15 protein-coding genes are annotated in these 15,722 nt (G+C 42.0%); all 15 read left to right on the top strand.

The features are described from left to right. The first annotated feature begins 197 nt into the window (after positions 1-197). Positions 198-2,087, top strand: a complete 1,890-nt coding sequence (gene mnmG / locus CWB80_RS20710) for a tRNA uridine-5-carboxymethylaminomethyl(34) synthesis enzyme MnmG (RefSeq protein WP_054554801.1) — start codon at positions 198-200, stop codon at positions 2,085-2,087. Positions 2,088-2,102: 15 nt separating this feature from the next. Further along, complete coding sequence (gene rsmG / locus CWB80_RS20705) at positions 2,103-2,723, top strand: 16S rRNA (guanine(527)-N(7))-methyltransferase RsmG (RefSeq protein ID WP_054554802.1); 621 nt, start codon at positions 2,103-2,105, stop codon at positions 2,721-2,723. A 13-nt stretch (positions 2,724-2,736) separates the two neighbouring features. Further along, complete coding sequence (locus CWB80_RS20700; RefSeq protein ID WP_054554803.1) at positions 2,737-3,522, top strand: ParA family protein; 786 nt, start codon at positions 2,737-2,739, stop codon at positions 3,520-3,522. 20 nt (positions 3,523-3,542) lie between these two features. Then, entirely contained in the window at positions 3,543-4,454 is a 912-nt protein-coding gene (locus CWB80_RS20695) for a ParB/RepB/Spo0J family partition protein (RefSeq protein ID WP_054554804.1), read from the top strand. 159 nt (positions 4,455-4,613) lie between these two features. Continuing rightward, complete coding sequence (locus CWB80_RS20690; protein ID WP_054554805.1) at positions 4,614-4,994, top strand: ATP synthase subunit I; 381 nt, start codon at positions 4,614-4,616, stop codon at positions 4,992-4,994. A gap of 15 nt (positions 4,995-5,009) precedes the next feature. After that, positions 5,010-5,867, top strand: a complete 858-nt coding sequence (atpB, locus tag CWB80_RS20685) for a F0F1 ATP synthase subunit A (protein WP_054554806.1) — start codon at positions 5,010-5,012, stop codon at positions 5,865-5,867. Between the two features lie 56 nt (positions 5,868-5,923). Then, positions 5,924-6,157 carry a F0F1 ATP synthase subunit C gene (gene atpE, locus CWB80_RS20680; RefSeq protein ID WP_010561330.1) on the top strand — a complete coding sequence of 78 codons (234 nt, stop codon included), beginning with the start codon at positions 5,924-5,926 and terminating at the stop codon, positions 6,155-6,157. Positions 6,158-6,199: 42 nt separating this feature from the next. Further along, positions 6,200-6,670, top strand: a complete 471-nt coding sequence (gene atpF / locus CWB80_RS20675; RefSeq protein ID WP_054554807.1) for a F0F1 ATP synthase subunit B — start codon at positions 6,200-6,202, stop codon at positions 6,668-6,670. A 16-nt stretch (positions 6,671-6,686) separates the two neighbouring features. Continuing rightward, the gene (gene atpH / locus CWB80_RS20670; RefSeq protein ID WP_054554808.1) at positions 6,687-7,220 is read left to right on the top strand and encodes a F0F1 ATP synthase subunit delta; all 534 of its coding nucleotides are present in this window, start codon (positions 6,687-6,689) and stop codon (positions 7,218-7,220) included. A 14-nt stretch (positions 7,221-7,234) separates the two neighbouring features. Next, positions 7,235-8,776 carry a F0F1 ATP synthase subunit alpha gene (atpA, locus tag CWB80_RS20665; protein ID WP_054554809.1) on the top strand — a complete coding sequence of 514 codons (1,542 nt, stop codon included), beginning with the start codon at positions 7,235-7,237 and terminating at the stop codon, positions 8,774-8,776. A gap of 59 nt (positions 8,777-8,835) precedes the next feature. Next, a complete protein-coding gene (atpG, locus tag CWB80_RS20660) occupies positions 8,836-9,696 on the top strand; it encodes a F0F1 ATP synthase subunit gamma (RefSeq protein ID WP_054554810.1) in 861 nt (286 codons plus the stop codon). Between the two features lie 32 nt (positions 9,697-9,728). Further along, entirely contained in the window at positions 9,729-11,114 is a 1,386-nt protein-coding gene (gene atpD / locus CWB80_RS20655) for a F0F1 ATP synthase subunit beta (RefSeq protein WP_054554811.1), read from the top strand. A 13-nt stretch (positions 11,115-11,127) separates the two neighbouring features. Further along, the gene (locus CWB80_RS20650; RefSeq protein ID WP_054554812.1) at positions 11,128-11,550 is read left to right on the top strand and encodes a F0F1 ATP synthase subunit epsilon; all 423 of its coding nucleotides are present in this window, start codon (positions 11,128-11,130) and stop codon (positions 11,548-11,550) included. Between the two features lie 272 nt (positions 11,551-11,822). Beyond that, positions 11,823-13,181, top strand: a complete 1,359-nt coding sequence (gene glmU / locus CWB80_RS20645; protein ID WP_138602140.1) for a bifunctional UDP-N-acetylglucosamine diphosphorylase/glucosamine-1-phosphate N-acetyltransferase GlmU — start codon at positions 11,823-11,825, stop codon at positions 13,179-13,181. 142 nt (positions 13,182-13,323) lie between these two features. Further along, complete coding sequence (locus tag CWB80_RS20640; protein ID WP_138602138.1) at positions 13,324-15,180, top strand: choice-of-anchor I family protein; 1,857 nt, start codon at positions 13,324-13,326, stop codon at positions 15,178-15,180. Positions 15,181-15,722: the final 542 nt, after the last annotated feature.

The raw sequence follows: 15,722 nt of genomic DNA, 5'->3' as shown, positions 1-15,722 counted from the left end.
AAAGCGAGCATTATCAACAGATCTAGCCGTTACTAGTAGTAAGAGTAATAAAAGATCTCTTTAAAAGATCCTTTATATTATTAGAGATCACCCACTTAGATCTTGAGCACTGTTTAATCATTTATCTTCTCTAAATTTCTAGGTAGAATACGCTCCCTTTACAAAGTTTTGCTGGTCGATTAAGTAGGATCCCATAAATGATTTTTCACGAACGTTTTGATGTTATTGTTGTAGGTGGTGGACATGCAGGTACTGAAGCTGCATTAGCATCTGCTCGCATGGGCATGAATACCCTATTGCTAACTCATAATATGGATACCCTTGGTCAAATGTCTTGTAATCCGGCAATTGGCGGTATTGGTAAAGGCCATTTAGTTAAAGAGATCGATGCTCTTGGTGGTGCAATGGCTCAGGCTATTGATAAAGGCGGTATTCAATTTCGTACTTTAAACTCATCTAAAGGTCCTGCAGTACGTGCTACACGTGCACAAGCTGACCGTGCTTTGTATAAAGCAGCTATTCAACATACTTTACAACATCAAGAAAACTTAAAGATCTTCCAACAATCATGTGACGATCTAATCGTTGAAGGTGATCGAGTAATCGGTGTTGTAACGCAAATGGGTCTTCGTTTTAGCGCGCCTTCTGTGGTTCTTACCGTAGGTACTTTCTTAGGTGGTCAGATCCATATTGGTTTAGAGAACTTCAAAGGCGGTCGTGCCGGTGATCCACCTTCTATTGCACTTGCTGAGCGTTTACGTGAATTACCTTTCCGTGTTGATCGCTTAAAAACAGGGACGCCTCCTCGTATTGATGCGCGTACTGTTGATTTTAGCAAGATGCAAGAACAGCCTGGTGATACCCCAACGCCTGTATTCTCATTTATGGGTAAACAATCGGATCACCCACAGCAGATCCCGTGTTACATCACTTATACAAATGAAAAAACACATGATGTGATCCGCAATAACTTACATCGCTCACCTATGTATTCAGGTGTAATTGAAGGTATTGGTCCACGTTACTGCCCTTCAATCGAAGATAAGATCGTACGTTTTGCTGATAAAGACAAACATCAAATCTTTGTTGAGCCAGAAGGTTTAACATCATACGAATTATATCCAAATGGTATTTCAACGAGCTTACCGTTTGATGTACAGCTTGAAATTGTGCAATCAATCACTGGTTTTGAAAATGCACACATTTGTCGTCCTGGTTATGCGATTGAGTATGACTTCTTTGATCCGCGCGACTTAAAGCAATCATTAGAAACTAAGTTTATTAATGGTTTATTCTTCGCAGGCCAAATCAATGGTACAACCGGTTACGAAGAAGCAGGCGCACAAGGTTTAATTGCGGGTATGAACGCCGCATTACAAGTACAAGGCAAAGAGTCTTGGACACCACGCCGTGATGAAGCATACACAGGTGTACTCATTGACGACCTAGCAACATTAGGTACTAAAGAACCGTACCGTATGTTTACTAGCCGTGCTGAATACCGTTTATTACTTCGTGAAGATAATGCCGACATTCGTTTAACTGAAAAAGGCCGTGAACTTGGCTTAGTTGACGATGCTCGTTGGGCTGCATTTAACGAAAAAATGGAAATCATCGAAAAAGAAACGCAACGTTTAAAAGAAACATGGATCCACAAAGATCACGTTGCTGTTGATCAAGTAAATGCATTATTAAAAACACCACTGACTCGTGAAGCGAGCCTTGAAGATCTGATCCGCCGTCCTGAAATTCGTTATAACGACTTAATGGCAATCGATGGTTTAGGTTCTGAGTTTGATAACCAAGCTGCACTTGAGCAAGTTGAGATCCATACTAAGTACGCAGGCTATATTGCTCGTCAGCAAGATGAGATCAATAAGCAGCTACGTCATGAACAAACTGTATTACCAAAAGACTTTGATTATTCAACTGTTTCTGGTTTATCAAATGAGGTTATCGCAAAGCTTACTGATAGTCGTCCAGATACAATTGGCCAAGCGTCACGTATTTCAGGTATCACCCCTGCTGCTATTTCGCTATTATTAGTCTATCTGAAAAAGCAAGGCTTACTGCGCAAGACTGCGTAGTTGGTGAGGAATACAGTGTTACAACAACAATTAACTTCGCTGTTAGCGCAAACTGATATTGCGCTAACAGAAAAACAGCAACAACAACTTGTGCAATATGTTGAATTATTAGACAAGTGGAACAAAGCGTATAACTTAACCTCTGTTCGTTTACCTGAAGAAATGATGGTTAAACATATTATGGATAGCTTAGTTGTTGCACCACACCTTAAAGGCAAACATTACATTGATGTAGGTACGGGTCCTGGTTTACCGGGTATCGTATTAGCCATCGCTTTACCTGATACACAATTTGTATTGTTAGATAGTTTAGGTAAACGCGTGCGCTTTTTGATGCAGGTAAAACATGCACTTGGCCTTGAAAATGTAACCCCAGTGCAGTCTAGAGTTGAAGAATATCAACCAAGTGTTAAATTAGATGGTGTATTAAGTCGTGCATTCGCCTCTTTACAAGATATGGTTGACTGGTGTGCGCACTTGATTGATCATTCAGGTAAATTTATCGCCTTAAAAGGCGTATTTCCGAGCGAAGAACTAGACTCATTACCTAAAGGTATTAAGTTTGATGAAAAAATCAGCTTGGAAGTACCTGAGTTAGATGCGCAAAGACATCTAATCATTCTATCTAAAGACTAGGGATCAGAGCACTGTGGCAAAAGTCATCGCATTAGCAAACCAAAAAGGTGGTGTTGGTAAAACAACCACCGCTGTGAATCTCGCGGCATCGATGGCCGCGACGAAGCGTAAAGTGTTATTAATCGATCTTGATCCGCAAGGAAACGCTACCATGGGTAGTGGTGTCGATAAATACGGTGATGTTGCGACTATTTACGATTTATTGATTGAAGAAACACCAATCGATGAAGTGATCAATAAAGAAACCTCAGGTGAGTATCACTTAATTGCTGCTAATGGCGATGTGACTGCCGCTGAAGTTAAACTAATGGAATTGTTTGCTCGTGAAGTGCGTTTACGTAATGCGCTTGAACAAATTCAAGACCAATACGATTTCATTTTTATCGACTGCCCGCCTTCACTTAACATGCTTACTGTTAATGCCATGGCTGCCGCAGATTCGATTTTAGTTCCGATGCAATGTGAGTATTATGCCCTTGAAGGTTTAACGGCATTAATGGATACCATTACGCAGCTATCTAAGCTAGTAAATCCAGCGTTAACAATTGAAGGGATTTTGCGCACCATGTATGATCCGCGCAATCGCCTTGCAAATGATGTATCAGAACAACTCAAACAACATTTTGGCGATAAAGTATATCGTACCGTTATCCCACGTAATGTCCGTTTAGCAGAAGCGCCGAGTTTTGGTGCCCCTGCCATGTATTATGACCGTGCATCAAGTGGTGCTAAAGCTTACTTAGCCCTAGCCGGCGAAATGTTACGTAGAAAAGAGAAAACATCTTCAGCAGTAGCCTAACTTCGAGGTAAAAAAATAACATGTCTGCTAAAAAACGCGGTTTAGGCCGAGGACTCGACGCTTTATTAAGTTCATCAAAACCTGCCCCAAGTGCAAATAATCAGCAACAAGCGACAGCAACACCAGAGCAAGTCTCTGAGGTCGTTGCCGAGCAAAGCAAAGGTGAGCTGCAAAAATTAGCGATTGAGTTTTTACAATCGGGTAAATATCAACCGCGTAAAGACATGTCTGAAGAAGCGCTAGAAGAGTTAGCCAGCTCAATTCGTGCTCAAGGCATCATTCAGCCAATTGTTGTGCGCCAAATTGGTGCAGACAAATATGAAATTATTGCTGGTGAGCGTCGTTGGCGTGCTGCTCAACTTGCAAAATTAGATGCTGTTCCATGTATCATCAAAGATGTGCCAGATGAAGCAGCCGTTGCAATCGCATTGATTGAAAATATCCAACGTGAAGACCTAAACGCGATGGAAGAAGCGATTGCATTGAATCGTTTACTTAACGAATTTGAACTCACTCATCAACAAGTCGCCGAAGCTGTAGGTAAATCGCGTACGACTGTGACTAATTTACTACGTCTAAATAACCTTAATGAAGATGTTAAAATCTTGTTAGAACATGGCGACATCGAAATGGGCCATGCACGCTGTTTATTGGCACTTGAAGGCGAAGCGCAGTCAGATGCTGCTAGATTAGCGGTTGCTAAAGCGTTGACTGTTCGTGAAACTGAGAAATTAGTTCGGTCTATCTTAGAACCTGCTCCGAAAAAAGAAGTGCAAGAAAAAGATCCGGATGTCAAACAGTTAGAACAAAAACTTGCTGAAAATTTAGGCGCTAAAGTAGAAATAAACTACAATAAAAAAGGCAAAGGCAAACTGGTTATCTCTTATACAACTCTTGATGAGTTGGATGGCATTTTAAGCCGTATAAATTAAGACTATTCCCGTCATTAATTAATAACATGTCCAAAAAGAGACATTTGTGGTGTTTTTGCACTACAAAGGGTCGACTCAAGTTGCAAAACTGGTAGGAATCAGTATAATTTCGCCAGTTTTCATACCCTGACAATTTAACGTTCTAAAGGTTAACAAAACGTGACTAATAGGTTAGCAAGGCCGTATAGGCTTGCCGCATTTAAATTAATTTGTCTTCAGGGTATCGTAGCATTAATCGCTGCAGTAATTGTTTTTATAGGTTGGGGAGTCAATGCCGGCCAGTCAGCGCTTGCTGGCGGAGCTGTTGCACTACTCCCTAATTTTGTATTTGCTGTCTATGCATTCCGTTATATGGGTGCAAGTCGAGTAAATCAAGTGTATGCCTCGCTAAAGCGCGGCAACGGATTAAAATTTATGCTAACAATCGTTTTGTTTGCACTGATACTGAAGTCTTATACGGTCGTTTTATTACCGTTTTTCTGTGTTTATGTATTGGTGTTATTTAGCGGATTGTTTGCGCCCGTTTTTTTTAATCATTAACTTTTGGGATATAACATGGCTGCAGAAGAAGTAACTCTATCAAGCCATATTCAGCACCACTTAACTAACGCTAAGATGTGCTCGACCGACGCTGGTCTTGCCTTCAACAAAGCGTGTGCAGACAGTGGTTTCTGGACATGGAATATAGATACCCTCGCATGGTCAATCGGTCTAGGTCTTGTATTTTTATGGATCTTCCGTAGTGCCGCTAAGAAAGCAAATACCGGTGTACCTGGTAAATTTCAGTGTTTCATTGAAATGATCGTTGAGTTCGTTGGCGACAACGTACGTGACACATACCACGGTAAAAGCGCATTAATCGCTCCATTAGCTCTAACGATTTTCGTTTGGGTGTTCTTAATGAACTTAATGGACTTGATTCCGGTTGATTTCCTACCTGCATTCGCTGGCTTCGTTGGCGAGCAAGCATTTGGTATGGATTCTCACGATGTTTACATGAAGATTGTACCTACAACAGACATCAACATGACTGCTGCACTTGCTATTGGTGTATTCATTCTGATGATCGGTTACGCAATCAAAATCAAAGGGATTGGCGGATTCTTAGCTGAATTAACCCTTCACCCGTTTAGCTCTAATAACAAGCTAGCGATGGTGTTCTTAATCCCATGTAACTTATTACTAGAAACAATCGCTTTAGTTGCTAAGCCGTTCTCGTTAGCACTGCGTTTATTCGGTAACTTATATGCTGGTGAGTTGATTTTCATCTTGATCGGCGCAGTTGGTTTAATGCAACTACCGTTGCACTTTATTTGGGCTGTATTCCACATCTTAGTAATCGTACTGCAAGCATTCGTATTCATGATGCTTACAATCGTATACCTAAGCATGGCAAGCTCAGATAATCACTAATTTTTTACACTTTTAAATTTTAACTTTAATTTACAATTGAAACTTTGGAGAAAAAAATGGAACTAATGATTGGTCTTAAGTACATCGCTGTTGCTCTACTTATCGGCTTCGGTGCAATCGGTACTGCTATCGGCTTCGGTAACATGGGTGGTAAATTCCTAGAAGCTTGTGCTCGTCAACCTGAGCTTGCACCTTCATTACAAGTTAAGATGTTCATCCTTGCTGGTCTAATCGATGCCGTAGCTATGATCGGTGTTGGTATCGCAATGGTATTGTTGTTCGTACTTTAATATTATTTTTTGAACAGCTTACTATTTTAAGGAGGAGCGGTCGTGAACTTAACAGCCACTCTTATCGGTGAATTAATTGCATTTACGGTTTTCGTACTTTTCTGTATGAAATACGTATGGCCACCACTAAATGGTGCAATTGAAGCTCGCCAGAAGAAAATCGAAGATGGTTTAGCTGCCTCTGATAGAGCCGAAAAAGACTTAGAACTTGCGCAAAAGAAAGCTGCTGAGCAGCTTAAAGAGGCAAAAGCTCAAGCGGCTGATATCATTGAACAAGCTAAAAAGCGTGCCACGCTAATCGTTGACGAAGAAACTGTTCGTGGTCAACAAGAGCGTGAAAAAATTATTGCTCAAGGGCACTCTGAAATCGAAGCAGAGCGTAACCGTGTAACAGAAGAACTACGTAAACAAGTAGCGACGCTGGCAGTGGTTGGTGCTGAGAAGATTTTAGAGCGCGAAATCAATCAAGCCGCACACAGTGACATCGTTGAAAAACTTGTCGCTGAGCTGTAATTAGGAGGGTATGAGCATGTCTGAATTGGCTACTATCGCTCGCCCATACGCTAAAGCGGCTTTTGAACTTGCCGTTGAAAAAGGCACTGTTGAAAGTTGGAACGACATGCTGTTCTTTGCTGGCCACGTTGCCAGCAACGAGCAAGCCGCTGCCGCGCTAGCTGGATTGCCTACTGCTACTGAACAAGCAGATCTGTTTATCAAGATCTGTGCAGAGCAGCTCAACGAACAAGGTCAGAACCTAATCAAGGTGATGGCTGAAAATGGACGTTTAGTTGCACTGCCTGCTGTTGCTGAGTTATTCGCTGAATTTAAAGCGGACTACGACAAAGAAATCGACGTTGACGTGATTTCTGCAACACCGCTTGCTGCTGAGCAGCAAGCAACATTGGTAGCGGCACTTGAAAAACGTTTCGCACGCAAAGTTAAGCTGAATTGTAGTGAAGATACTACAGTTGTTGGCGGTCTTATCATTAAGGCGGGTGACACTGTAATCGACGGCTCAGTACGTGGCAAATTAGCCCGCTTAGCTACATCACTACAATCGTAATTGGGAAAAAGAGCATGCAACTTAATTCCACTGAAATTTCAGATCTGATCAAACAACGTATTGAGCAGTTCGAAGTTGTAAGTGAAGCTCGTAACGAAGGTACTATCGTATCTGTTACTGACGGTATCATCCGCATCCACGGTCTTGCTGACTGTATGCAAGGTGAGATGATTGAGCTTCCTGGCAACCGTTATGCTATCGCACTAAACCTTGAGCGTGACTCAGTAGGTGCTGTAGTAATGGGTCCTTACGCTGACCTTAAAGAAGGCGTAAAAGTTAAATCAACTGGTCGTATCCTAGAGGTTCCTGTTGGTCGTGGTCTACTTGGTCGTGTTGTTAACACACTAGGTGCACCTATCGACGGTAAAGGCGCTTTAGATAACGACGGTTTTGAACCTGTTGAGAAAATCGCACCAGGCGTTATCGAACGTCAATCAGTAGATGAGCCAGTACAAACTGGTTATAAATCTATCGATGCGATGATCCCAGTAGGTCGTGGTCAACGTGAGCTTGTGATCGGTGACCGCCAAACTGGTAAAACTGCATTAGCAATCGATGCTATCATCAACCAAAAAGGTACAGGCGTTAAGTGTGTGTACGTTGCAGTTGGTCAAAAAGCATCTACTATCGCTAACGTAGTACGTAAATTAGAAGAGCACGGTGCATTAGAAAACACGATTGTTGTTGTTGCATCTGCTTCTGAATCTGCGGCACTTCAGTACCTAGCACCATTTTCTGGTTGTACTATGGGTGAATACTTCCGTGACCGTGGTGAAGACGCGCTAATCGTATATGATGATTTATCTAAGCAAGCTGTTGCTTACCGTCAAATCTCATTACTACTTAAGCGTCCACCAGGCCGTGAAGCATACCCAGGTGACGTATTCTACCTTCACTCACGTCTTCTAGAGCGTGCATCACGTGTAAACGCTGATTACGTTGAGAAGTTCACTAATGGTGAAGTGAAAGGTAAAACAGGTTCATTGACGGCATTGCCAATCATTGAAACTCAAGGCGGCGACGTTTCTGCGTTCGTACCGACAAACGTTATCTCTATCACCGATGGTCAGATCTTCTTAGAAACTGACTTATTCAACTCAGGTATCCGTCCAGCTGTTAACGCTGGTATCTCGGTATCTCGTGTTGGTGGTGCAGCGCAAACTAAAATCGTTAAGAAACTAGGTGGTGGTATCCGTCTAGCGTTAGCTCAGTACCGTGAATTAGCTGCGTTCTCGCAGTTCGCGTCTGACCTTGACGATGCAACACGTGCTCAATTAGAGCATGGTGAGCGCGTAACAGAGCTAATGAAGCAGAAACAGTACGCACCAATGTCTGTTGCTGAAATGTCTCTGTCGCTATTTGCTGCTGAAAAAGGCTACCTTAAAGACATCGAAATCGCGAAAATCATGGATTTCGAAGCTGGCCTAATTTCTTATGCAAACAGCACATACGCAGAGCTAATGGCTCAAATCAATGAAACTGGTAACTACAACGCTGAGATTGAAGCTCAACTTAAAGAACTTCTAGAGAAGTTCAAGTCGACGCAAACTTGGTAATTTAGTTATGAATGGTGAGCTTTAGGCAACTAAAGCCCACCTGATTCGGAGAGAGAGTCATGGCCAGCGGAAAAGAGATTAAAAGCAAGATCGGGAGTATCAAGAATACTCAAAAGATCACCAGCGCAATGGAAATGGTTGCTGCGTCTAAAATGAAAAAAGCGCAGGAACGTGTGGCGTCAAGCCGTCCATACGCTGAAAACTTACGCCAAGTGATTGGTCGTGTTGCTCAAGCAAATCTTGATTTTACTCACCCTTTCTTAGAAGAGCGTGAAGTAAAACGAGTTGGTTATATTGTTATCTCTACTGACCGTGGTCTATGTGGTGGCTTGAACTCAAACGAGTTCAAAAAAGTTGCCCTAGATGTTAAAGCGTGGAAAGAAAAAGGCGTTGAAGCTGAGTTTACTACTTTAGGTAGCAAAGCAGCTGGCTTTTTCCAACGTTTTGGCGGTAAGTTAGTCGCTAAAAAAGCGAACTTAGGAGATACACCTTCACTACAAGACGTTATTGGTCCTGTAAAGACAATGCTAGATGCATACTCTGAAGGTAAAATTGACCGCTTATACGTAGTATTTAACAAGTTCGTTAATACTATGAAGCAAGAGCCAACAATCGATCAGTTACTCCCTTTGCCAAAAGCTGAAGAAGAAGTATCTCAACATTCTTGGGATTACTTATATGAGCCAAACCCAGAAGCAATTTTAGAAGCTCTGTTAGTACGCTTTATTGAGTCTCAAGTATACCAAGGTGTAGTTGAGAACGCTGCCTCTGAACAGGCTGCCCGTATGGTTGCAATGAAAGCTGCAACTGATAACGCAGGCGACCTTATGGATGAGTTACAGCTTGTTTATAACAAGGCTCGTCAAGCTGCAATCACACAAGAAATTAGTGAGATTGTTGGCGGTTCGGCAGCAGTTTAACGCTTCGGCAAAGTTTAATGAGAGGAATAGACATGAGTTTAGGTAAGGTCGTCCAAATTATCGGCGCCGTTGTGGATATCGAATTTCCACAAGACAACGTGCCAGCCGTATATGACGCACTAAAAGTAACAGATGGCGACTTAGCTGGTTTAACTTTAGAAGTTCAACAACAGCTAGGTGGCGGTGTGGTACGTGGTATCGCACTTGGTACTACTGACGGTTTACGTCGTGGTACTGCAGTAGAAGGTACAGGTCAGCCAATCCACGTTCCAGTAGGTACGAAGACACTAGGTCGTATCATGGACGTATTAGGTAACCCTATTGATGAAGCTGGTCCAATTGGTGAAGAAGAGCGTATGTCTATTCACCGTGCAGCACCTTCTTATGAAGAACAATCAAGTTCAGTAGAACTTTTAGAGACTGGTATCAAGGTAATCGACCTTGTATGTCCATTCGCTAAAGGTGGTAAAGTTGGTCTATTCGGTGGTGCCGGTGTTGGTAAAACCGTAAACATGATGGAACTTATCCGTAACATCGCAATCGAGCACAGCGGTTACTCAGTATTCGCAGGTGTTGGTGAGCGTACTCGTGAGGGTAATGACTTCTACCATGAGATGAACGACTCAAACGTACTAGACAAAGTATCTCTAGTATACGGTCAAATGAATGAGCCACCGGGTAACCGTTTACGCGTAGCGTTAACTGGTCTTACTATGGCTGAGAAGTTCCGTGACGAAGGTCGTGACGTACTTTTCTTCGTTGATAACATCTACCGTTATACTCTAGCGGGTACAGAGGTATCAGCACTTCTAGGTCGTATGCCTTCAGCAGTAGGTTACCAACCAACTCTTGCTGAAGAAATGGGTGTACTTCAAGAGCGTATCGCATCTACTAAGACGGGTTCAATCACTTCAATCCAAGCGGTATACGTACCTGCGGATGACTTAACTGACCCATCTCCAGCAACAACGTTTGCTCACTTAGATGCAACAGTAGTACTTTCTCGTGATATCGCTTCACTTGGTATCTACCCTGCGGTAGACCCACTTGATTCATCTTCACGTCAACTTGACCCACTAGTAATCGGTCAAGAGCACTACGATACTGCGCGTGGCGTTCAAACAGTTCTTCAACGTTATAAAGAACTTAAAGACATCATCGCAATCCTAGGTATGGACGAGCTTTCTGACGAAGATAAGCAAGTTGTATCTCGTGCACGTAAAATCCAGCGTTTCCTATCTCAGCCGTTCTTCGTTGCTGAAGTATTCACAGGCGCGCCTGGTAAATACGTGTCACTTAAAGACACAATTGCTGGCTTCAAAGGTATCTTAAACGGTGAGTTTGATGATATGCCAGAGCAAGCGTTCTACATGGTTGGCTCTATTGAAGAAGCTCAAGAAAAAGCCAAAAGCATGTAATTAGGAGGGTAGTATGGCGGCTATGACTGTACATCTTGACGTAGTAAGCGCAGAAGAGAGCTTGTTCTCTGGTCTGGTTGAATCGATTCAAGTGAGTGGTAGTGAAGGTGACCTTGGTGTTAACTATGGTCACGCTCCATTATTAACTGCCCTAAAACCTGGTATGGTACGTTTAGTTAAGCAATTTGGTCACGAAGACGTGATGTATATTGCTGGCGGCACGCTAGAAGTTCAACCGGATCGCATCACGATTCTTGCAGATACTGCAGTACGTGGTGAAGACCTAGACGAGCAAGCGGCTGAAAAAGCTAAACGTGATGCTGAAGAGCAAATGGCGAATACGTCAACTGCTGAGTTAGATTATCAACAAGCTGCAGTGCAACTTGCTGAAGCAATCGCTCAACTTCGCGTAATTCAACAATTACGTAAAAAGTAAGCCTACTCGGTTTTCGAAAAGCCCACTTAACGTGGGCTTTTTTGTGCCTAAAATTCACCGTTTAGCACCCTACTTTATATTTATACTTATATCCTTCATCAAAGCTCGCTACAATAGTGTAAATTATTAGTGAATAGCTGTTTCATTCAAGGTTCAGTCCAATGCATTAGGATTGCGTATTTACACATGATGTGACTTACACAACTTTGTATGTTTCCCAGAACTCACAAAATATTGCACACCTAAAACAAAGAAAGAAGGATATTGTTTTAATGTCTCTGACTACCGTTATTCTTGCTGCGGGTAAAGGCACCCGTATGCGCTCTGCTCTACCTAAGGTATTACACAAAGTTGCTGGTAAACCAATGGTTCAGCACGTTATCGATAATGCCACTGCCCTTGGTGCTCGTGAAACAAATCTTGTTTACGGTCATGGCCGTGATCAGCTTCAAGAAGCCCTATCGCACAACCAAGTAAACTGGGTATTACAAGAAGAACAACTCGGTACGGGTCATGCTGTTGCTGTTGCTAAAGAACACATTGCCGATGATGACACCGTATTAATTCTCTATGGTGATGTGCCACTAACAAAACGCACGACCTTAGAAAAGCTACTTGCTGCGACTCCAGAAAAAGGCTTAGCAGTATTAACGGTTACCTTAGATGACCCATCAGGTTATGGCCGGATGATCCGTGAAAATGGCAAGCTAGTAGGTATTATCGAACAAAAAGATGCTTCACCTGAGCAACTTGCGATTAAAGAAATCAATACTGGTATTATGGCTGCTAATGGAGCGCTACTTAAACGTTGGTTAGGTAACTTATCTAACAACAATGCCCAAGGTGAATACTACCTAACAGATATTGTTGCTATGGCACACAGTGAAGGTGTTGAAATTACTTCTGCACAGCCTGAGCATCCGATGGAAGTTGAAGGTGCTAATAATCGCGTACAACTTTCAGCGCTTGAACGTGCATACCAAGCATGGCAAGCAGAAGAGCTAATGCTAAACGGCGCAACACTTGCTGATCCTGCTCGTATTGATGTACGTGGTGAAGTAACGACTGGCGAAGACGTACTGATCGACGTTAATGTTATTTTCGAAGGTAAAGTAACGCTTGGTAATAACGTACAAATTGGCCCAAATTGCGTACTTAAAGATTGTACTATCGGCGATAACGTTGTTATTAAAGCTAACTCACTTGTTGAAGAAGCCAGTGTTGCTGCTAAATGCACTTTAGGCCCATATGCCCGCCTTCGCCCTGGTGCGATTATGGAAGAAGACTCGCACATTGGTAACTTCGTTGAGATGAAAAAGACTCGCTTAGGCAAAGGCTCAAAAGCAAACCACCTAACCTACTTAGGCGACACTGAAGTTGGCGAAAAAGTTAATATTGGCGCAGGGACTATTACTTGTAACTATGATGGCGTAAATAAATCAAAAACCATTATTGGAGATAACGCCTTTATCGGTTCTAATTCATCACTGGTGGCCCCTGTTAATATTGGCTCAATGGCAACGATTGGCGCAGGCTCTGTTATCACTAATACTGTTGAAGATGATCAGCTTGCAGTCGCTCGTGGTAAACAACGTAACCTTACTGGTTGGAAGCGCCCAACTAAAAAGTAATGAGCTACCCTACTAATTTATAAATAAAAAGCGAGTTTATACTCGCTTTTTTATGACTAAATTTTGTTCTCATAAAAGTGCCATATAGTTGTAATGCCTGCGTGTTGTAATTGCCTCAATACAACTCCAAGGAAAAATAATAATGTTAAAAAGATCAATTATTGCGCTATCACTTTTAACCATTCTTTCTGGCTGCTCATTAGACGGTGACGACGGCAAAGACGGCCTACAAGGTGAACAAGGTCCTGCAGGTCAAAATGGTACTAATGGAACTGATGGGGTAAATGGCACCGATGGTGCAAACGGAACCGATGGTGCAAACGGAACTGACGGAGCAAATGGTACAGATGCAAACGCTGCTTTAACTATAAATCTTATCGGCCGTGCAGTGCTGAACGCAGAAAGCCCTGAAGGTGCTGCGGAAATTGTTGCTTACCAAGCATCTAAACAACGAATATTTGCTATCAATAGTTCCGGTGATTCTGCGGTAGTTAATATCATGAAAGCCGATAGCTTTGACCGTGCAGCTTTAGTTAAAAATAACGAAGGGGTTATAAACGGCACTAATTTAACCTCAGAGATTACCCTTGCACTTAATGAGCACAGTGTGGGTGATGCAAACAGTATCGCTATTGATGCTAATAATGAACTTTTAGCCGTTGCAATGGCAGCTAGTAATACAGGTGATGCAGGTTTAATCGCATTTTATGATATTAGTGGCGACGAGCCTCAGTTTATTAAAAATGTATCTGTAGGCGCCCTGCCCGACATGGTTACTTTTAGCCATGATGGCAATAAAGTATTGGTTGCAAATGAAGGCGAACCCAATGGTGATTACAGCATTGACCCAGAAGGCTCTATCAGCATTATTAATATTAATGATGGTGTAATTGCAGATACTGCTATTAGCATTACTTTTTCTGCTTATAACGACAAACAAGCAGAGCTTGAAGAACTTGGGATTGTATTTGCTAACCCGACAGGTCGAACAATCAACGGTAACTTGATTAATACAACCGTAGCAATGGATTTAGAACCTGAATACATCAGCATTTCAAAAGACAATAAGTTTGCCTACGTTACACTGCAAGAAAATAACGCCCTTGCTATCGTCAATCTTGAAGATAATAGCCTCGAGCTTAAAGGATTAGGTTTTAAAGATTGGTCTAATTTACTTTTTGATGCATCTGATAAAGACGGTGGCGTTAACTTTAAATCGTACCCTGGCCTCTATGGCATGTATCAACCAGATACGATTTCAAGCTTTACTTGGAAAGGTGCTAACTTTATTGTCACAGCGAACGAAGGTGATGCACGAGAATACTTCTTTGATACAACCGACGAAGCTGATTGTTTAGCAAAAGGTGGTCTAGATTACGATGAAGATGATGGTTGTTTATCATATATAGATGAAACCAGAGCTAAAGACTTAACACTGGCAAGCAATTTTGATTACCTGAACAATGACAACAGTGATATTGGCCGTTTAAAAGTGACCACTGTTAAAGGTGATGAAGATAATAATGGCGAATATGAATCACTCTATGCATATGGTGCCCGCTCTTTTACTATCTGGGATAGTAACGGCATGGTGGTTTTTGACTCGGGCGATCAAATCTCACGTATTACTGCATCAGTTCACGGAGCAGCATTCAATAATAACGAAGATGAAAATGACGGTGATAGTCGCTCTGATGACAAAGGTGCAGAACCAGAAGCGTTAGCACTGGGTACGATTGGCGAACGTACATTTGCATTTATCGGGTTAGAGCGTATGGGTGGCATTATGGTGTTTGATATTACTAATCCATACAATGTGACATTCCAAGATTACTTTTTTAATCGTGGCCTAGAAGCTGATGCAGATATAACAGGTGATCTTGCTCCTGAAGGTATGACATTTATACCTGCAGAACAAAGTGCAACGAATGAAGCATTGCTAGTTGTTGGTAATGAAATTTCGGGTTCAATCGCTGTTTGGGAAATTTCTACTAACTAATCCGCCTTATAAAAATAAAAAGCGACATAGCTAATTGAATGTATGTCGCTTTTTCTATGCCATTTTATCCTCACAAAAATGACTGCTTTTTGAGCTAAAACCCCTCTGTAGCCCTTTATTTGTATGGTTATTGTACTAATTCGAAAATAATCAAAAAAACCTTCAAAAAGTGCTTGCGTTAATTCTTCGCATCCCTATAATGCGCATCCACTGACACGGCGGGCAGCAATGAAAAGCGCTGAACAAAGTGACACAGAGTTAAGTAAAACTTCGGTTTAAAACGGTCTAAAAAGAAAGTTTAAAATTAAGTGTTGACTCGAAAAATTAAGGATGTATTATACGCATCCCTAGCGACAACGTCGCAACGTTCTTTAACAATATAAAGCAATCATCTGTGTGGGCACTCGTACAGATTGAGTTCTAACAGCGAAGCTTAGTTTACTAAGTGACGCAAACAAATTTAGAGTCTCAAATGTAACTGAGTGACTATATAGTCAATTCGATATCGAAAGGTATCAAATTCAGAATTCATTGAGCATGGT

Origin of the sequence: Pseudoalteromonas sp. S1650 (assembly GCF_005887195.1) — a bacterium.
Lineage (GTDB): Bacteria > Pseudomonadota > Gammaproteobacteria > Enterobacterales > Alteromonadaceae > Pseudoalteromonas > Pseudoalteromonas simplex.
Note: the sequence above shows the minus strand (reverse complement) of the source record. Positions and strands in the feature narration are given on the sequence as shown.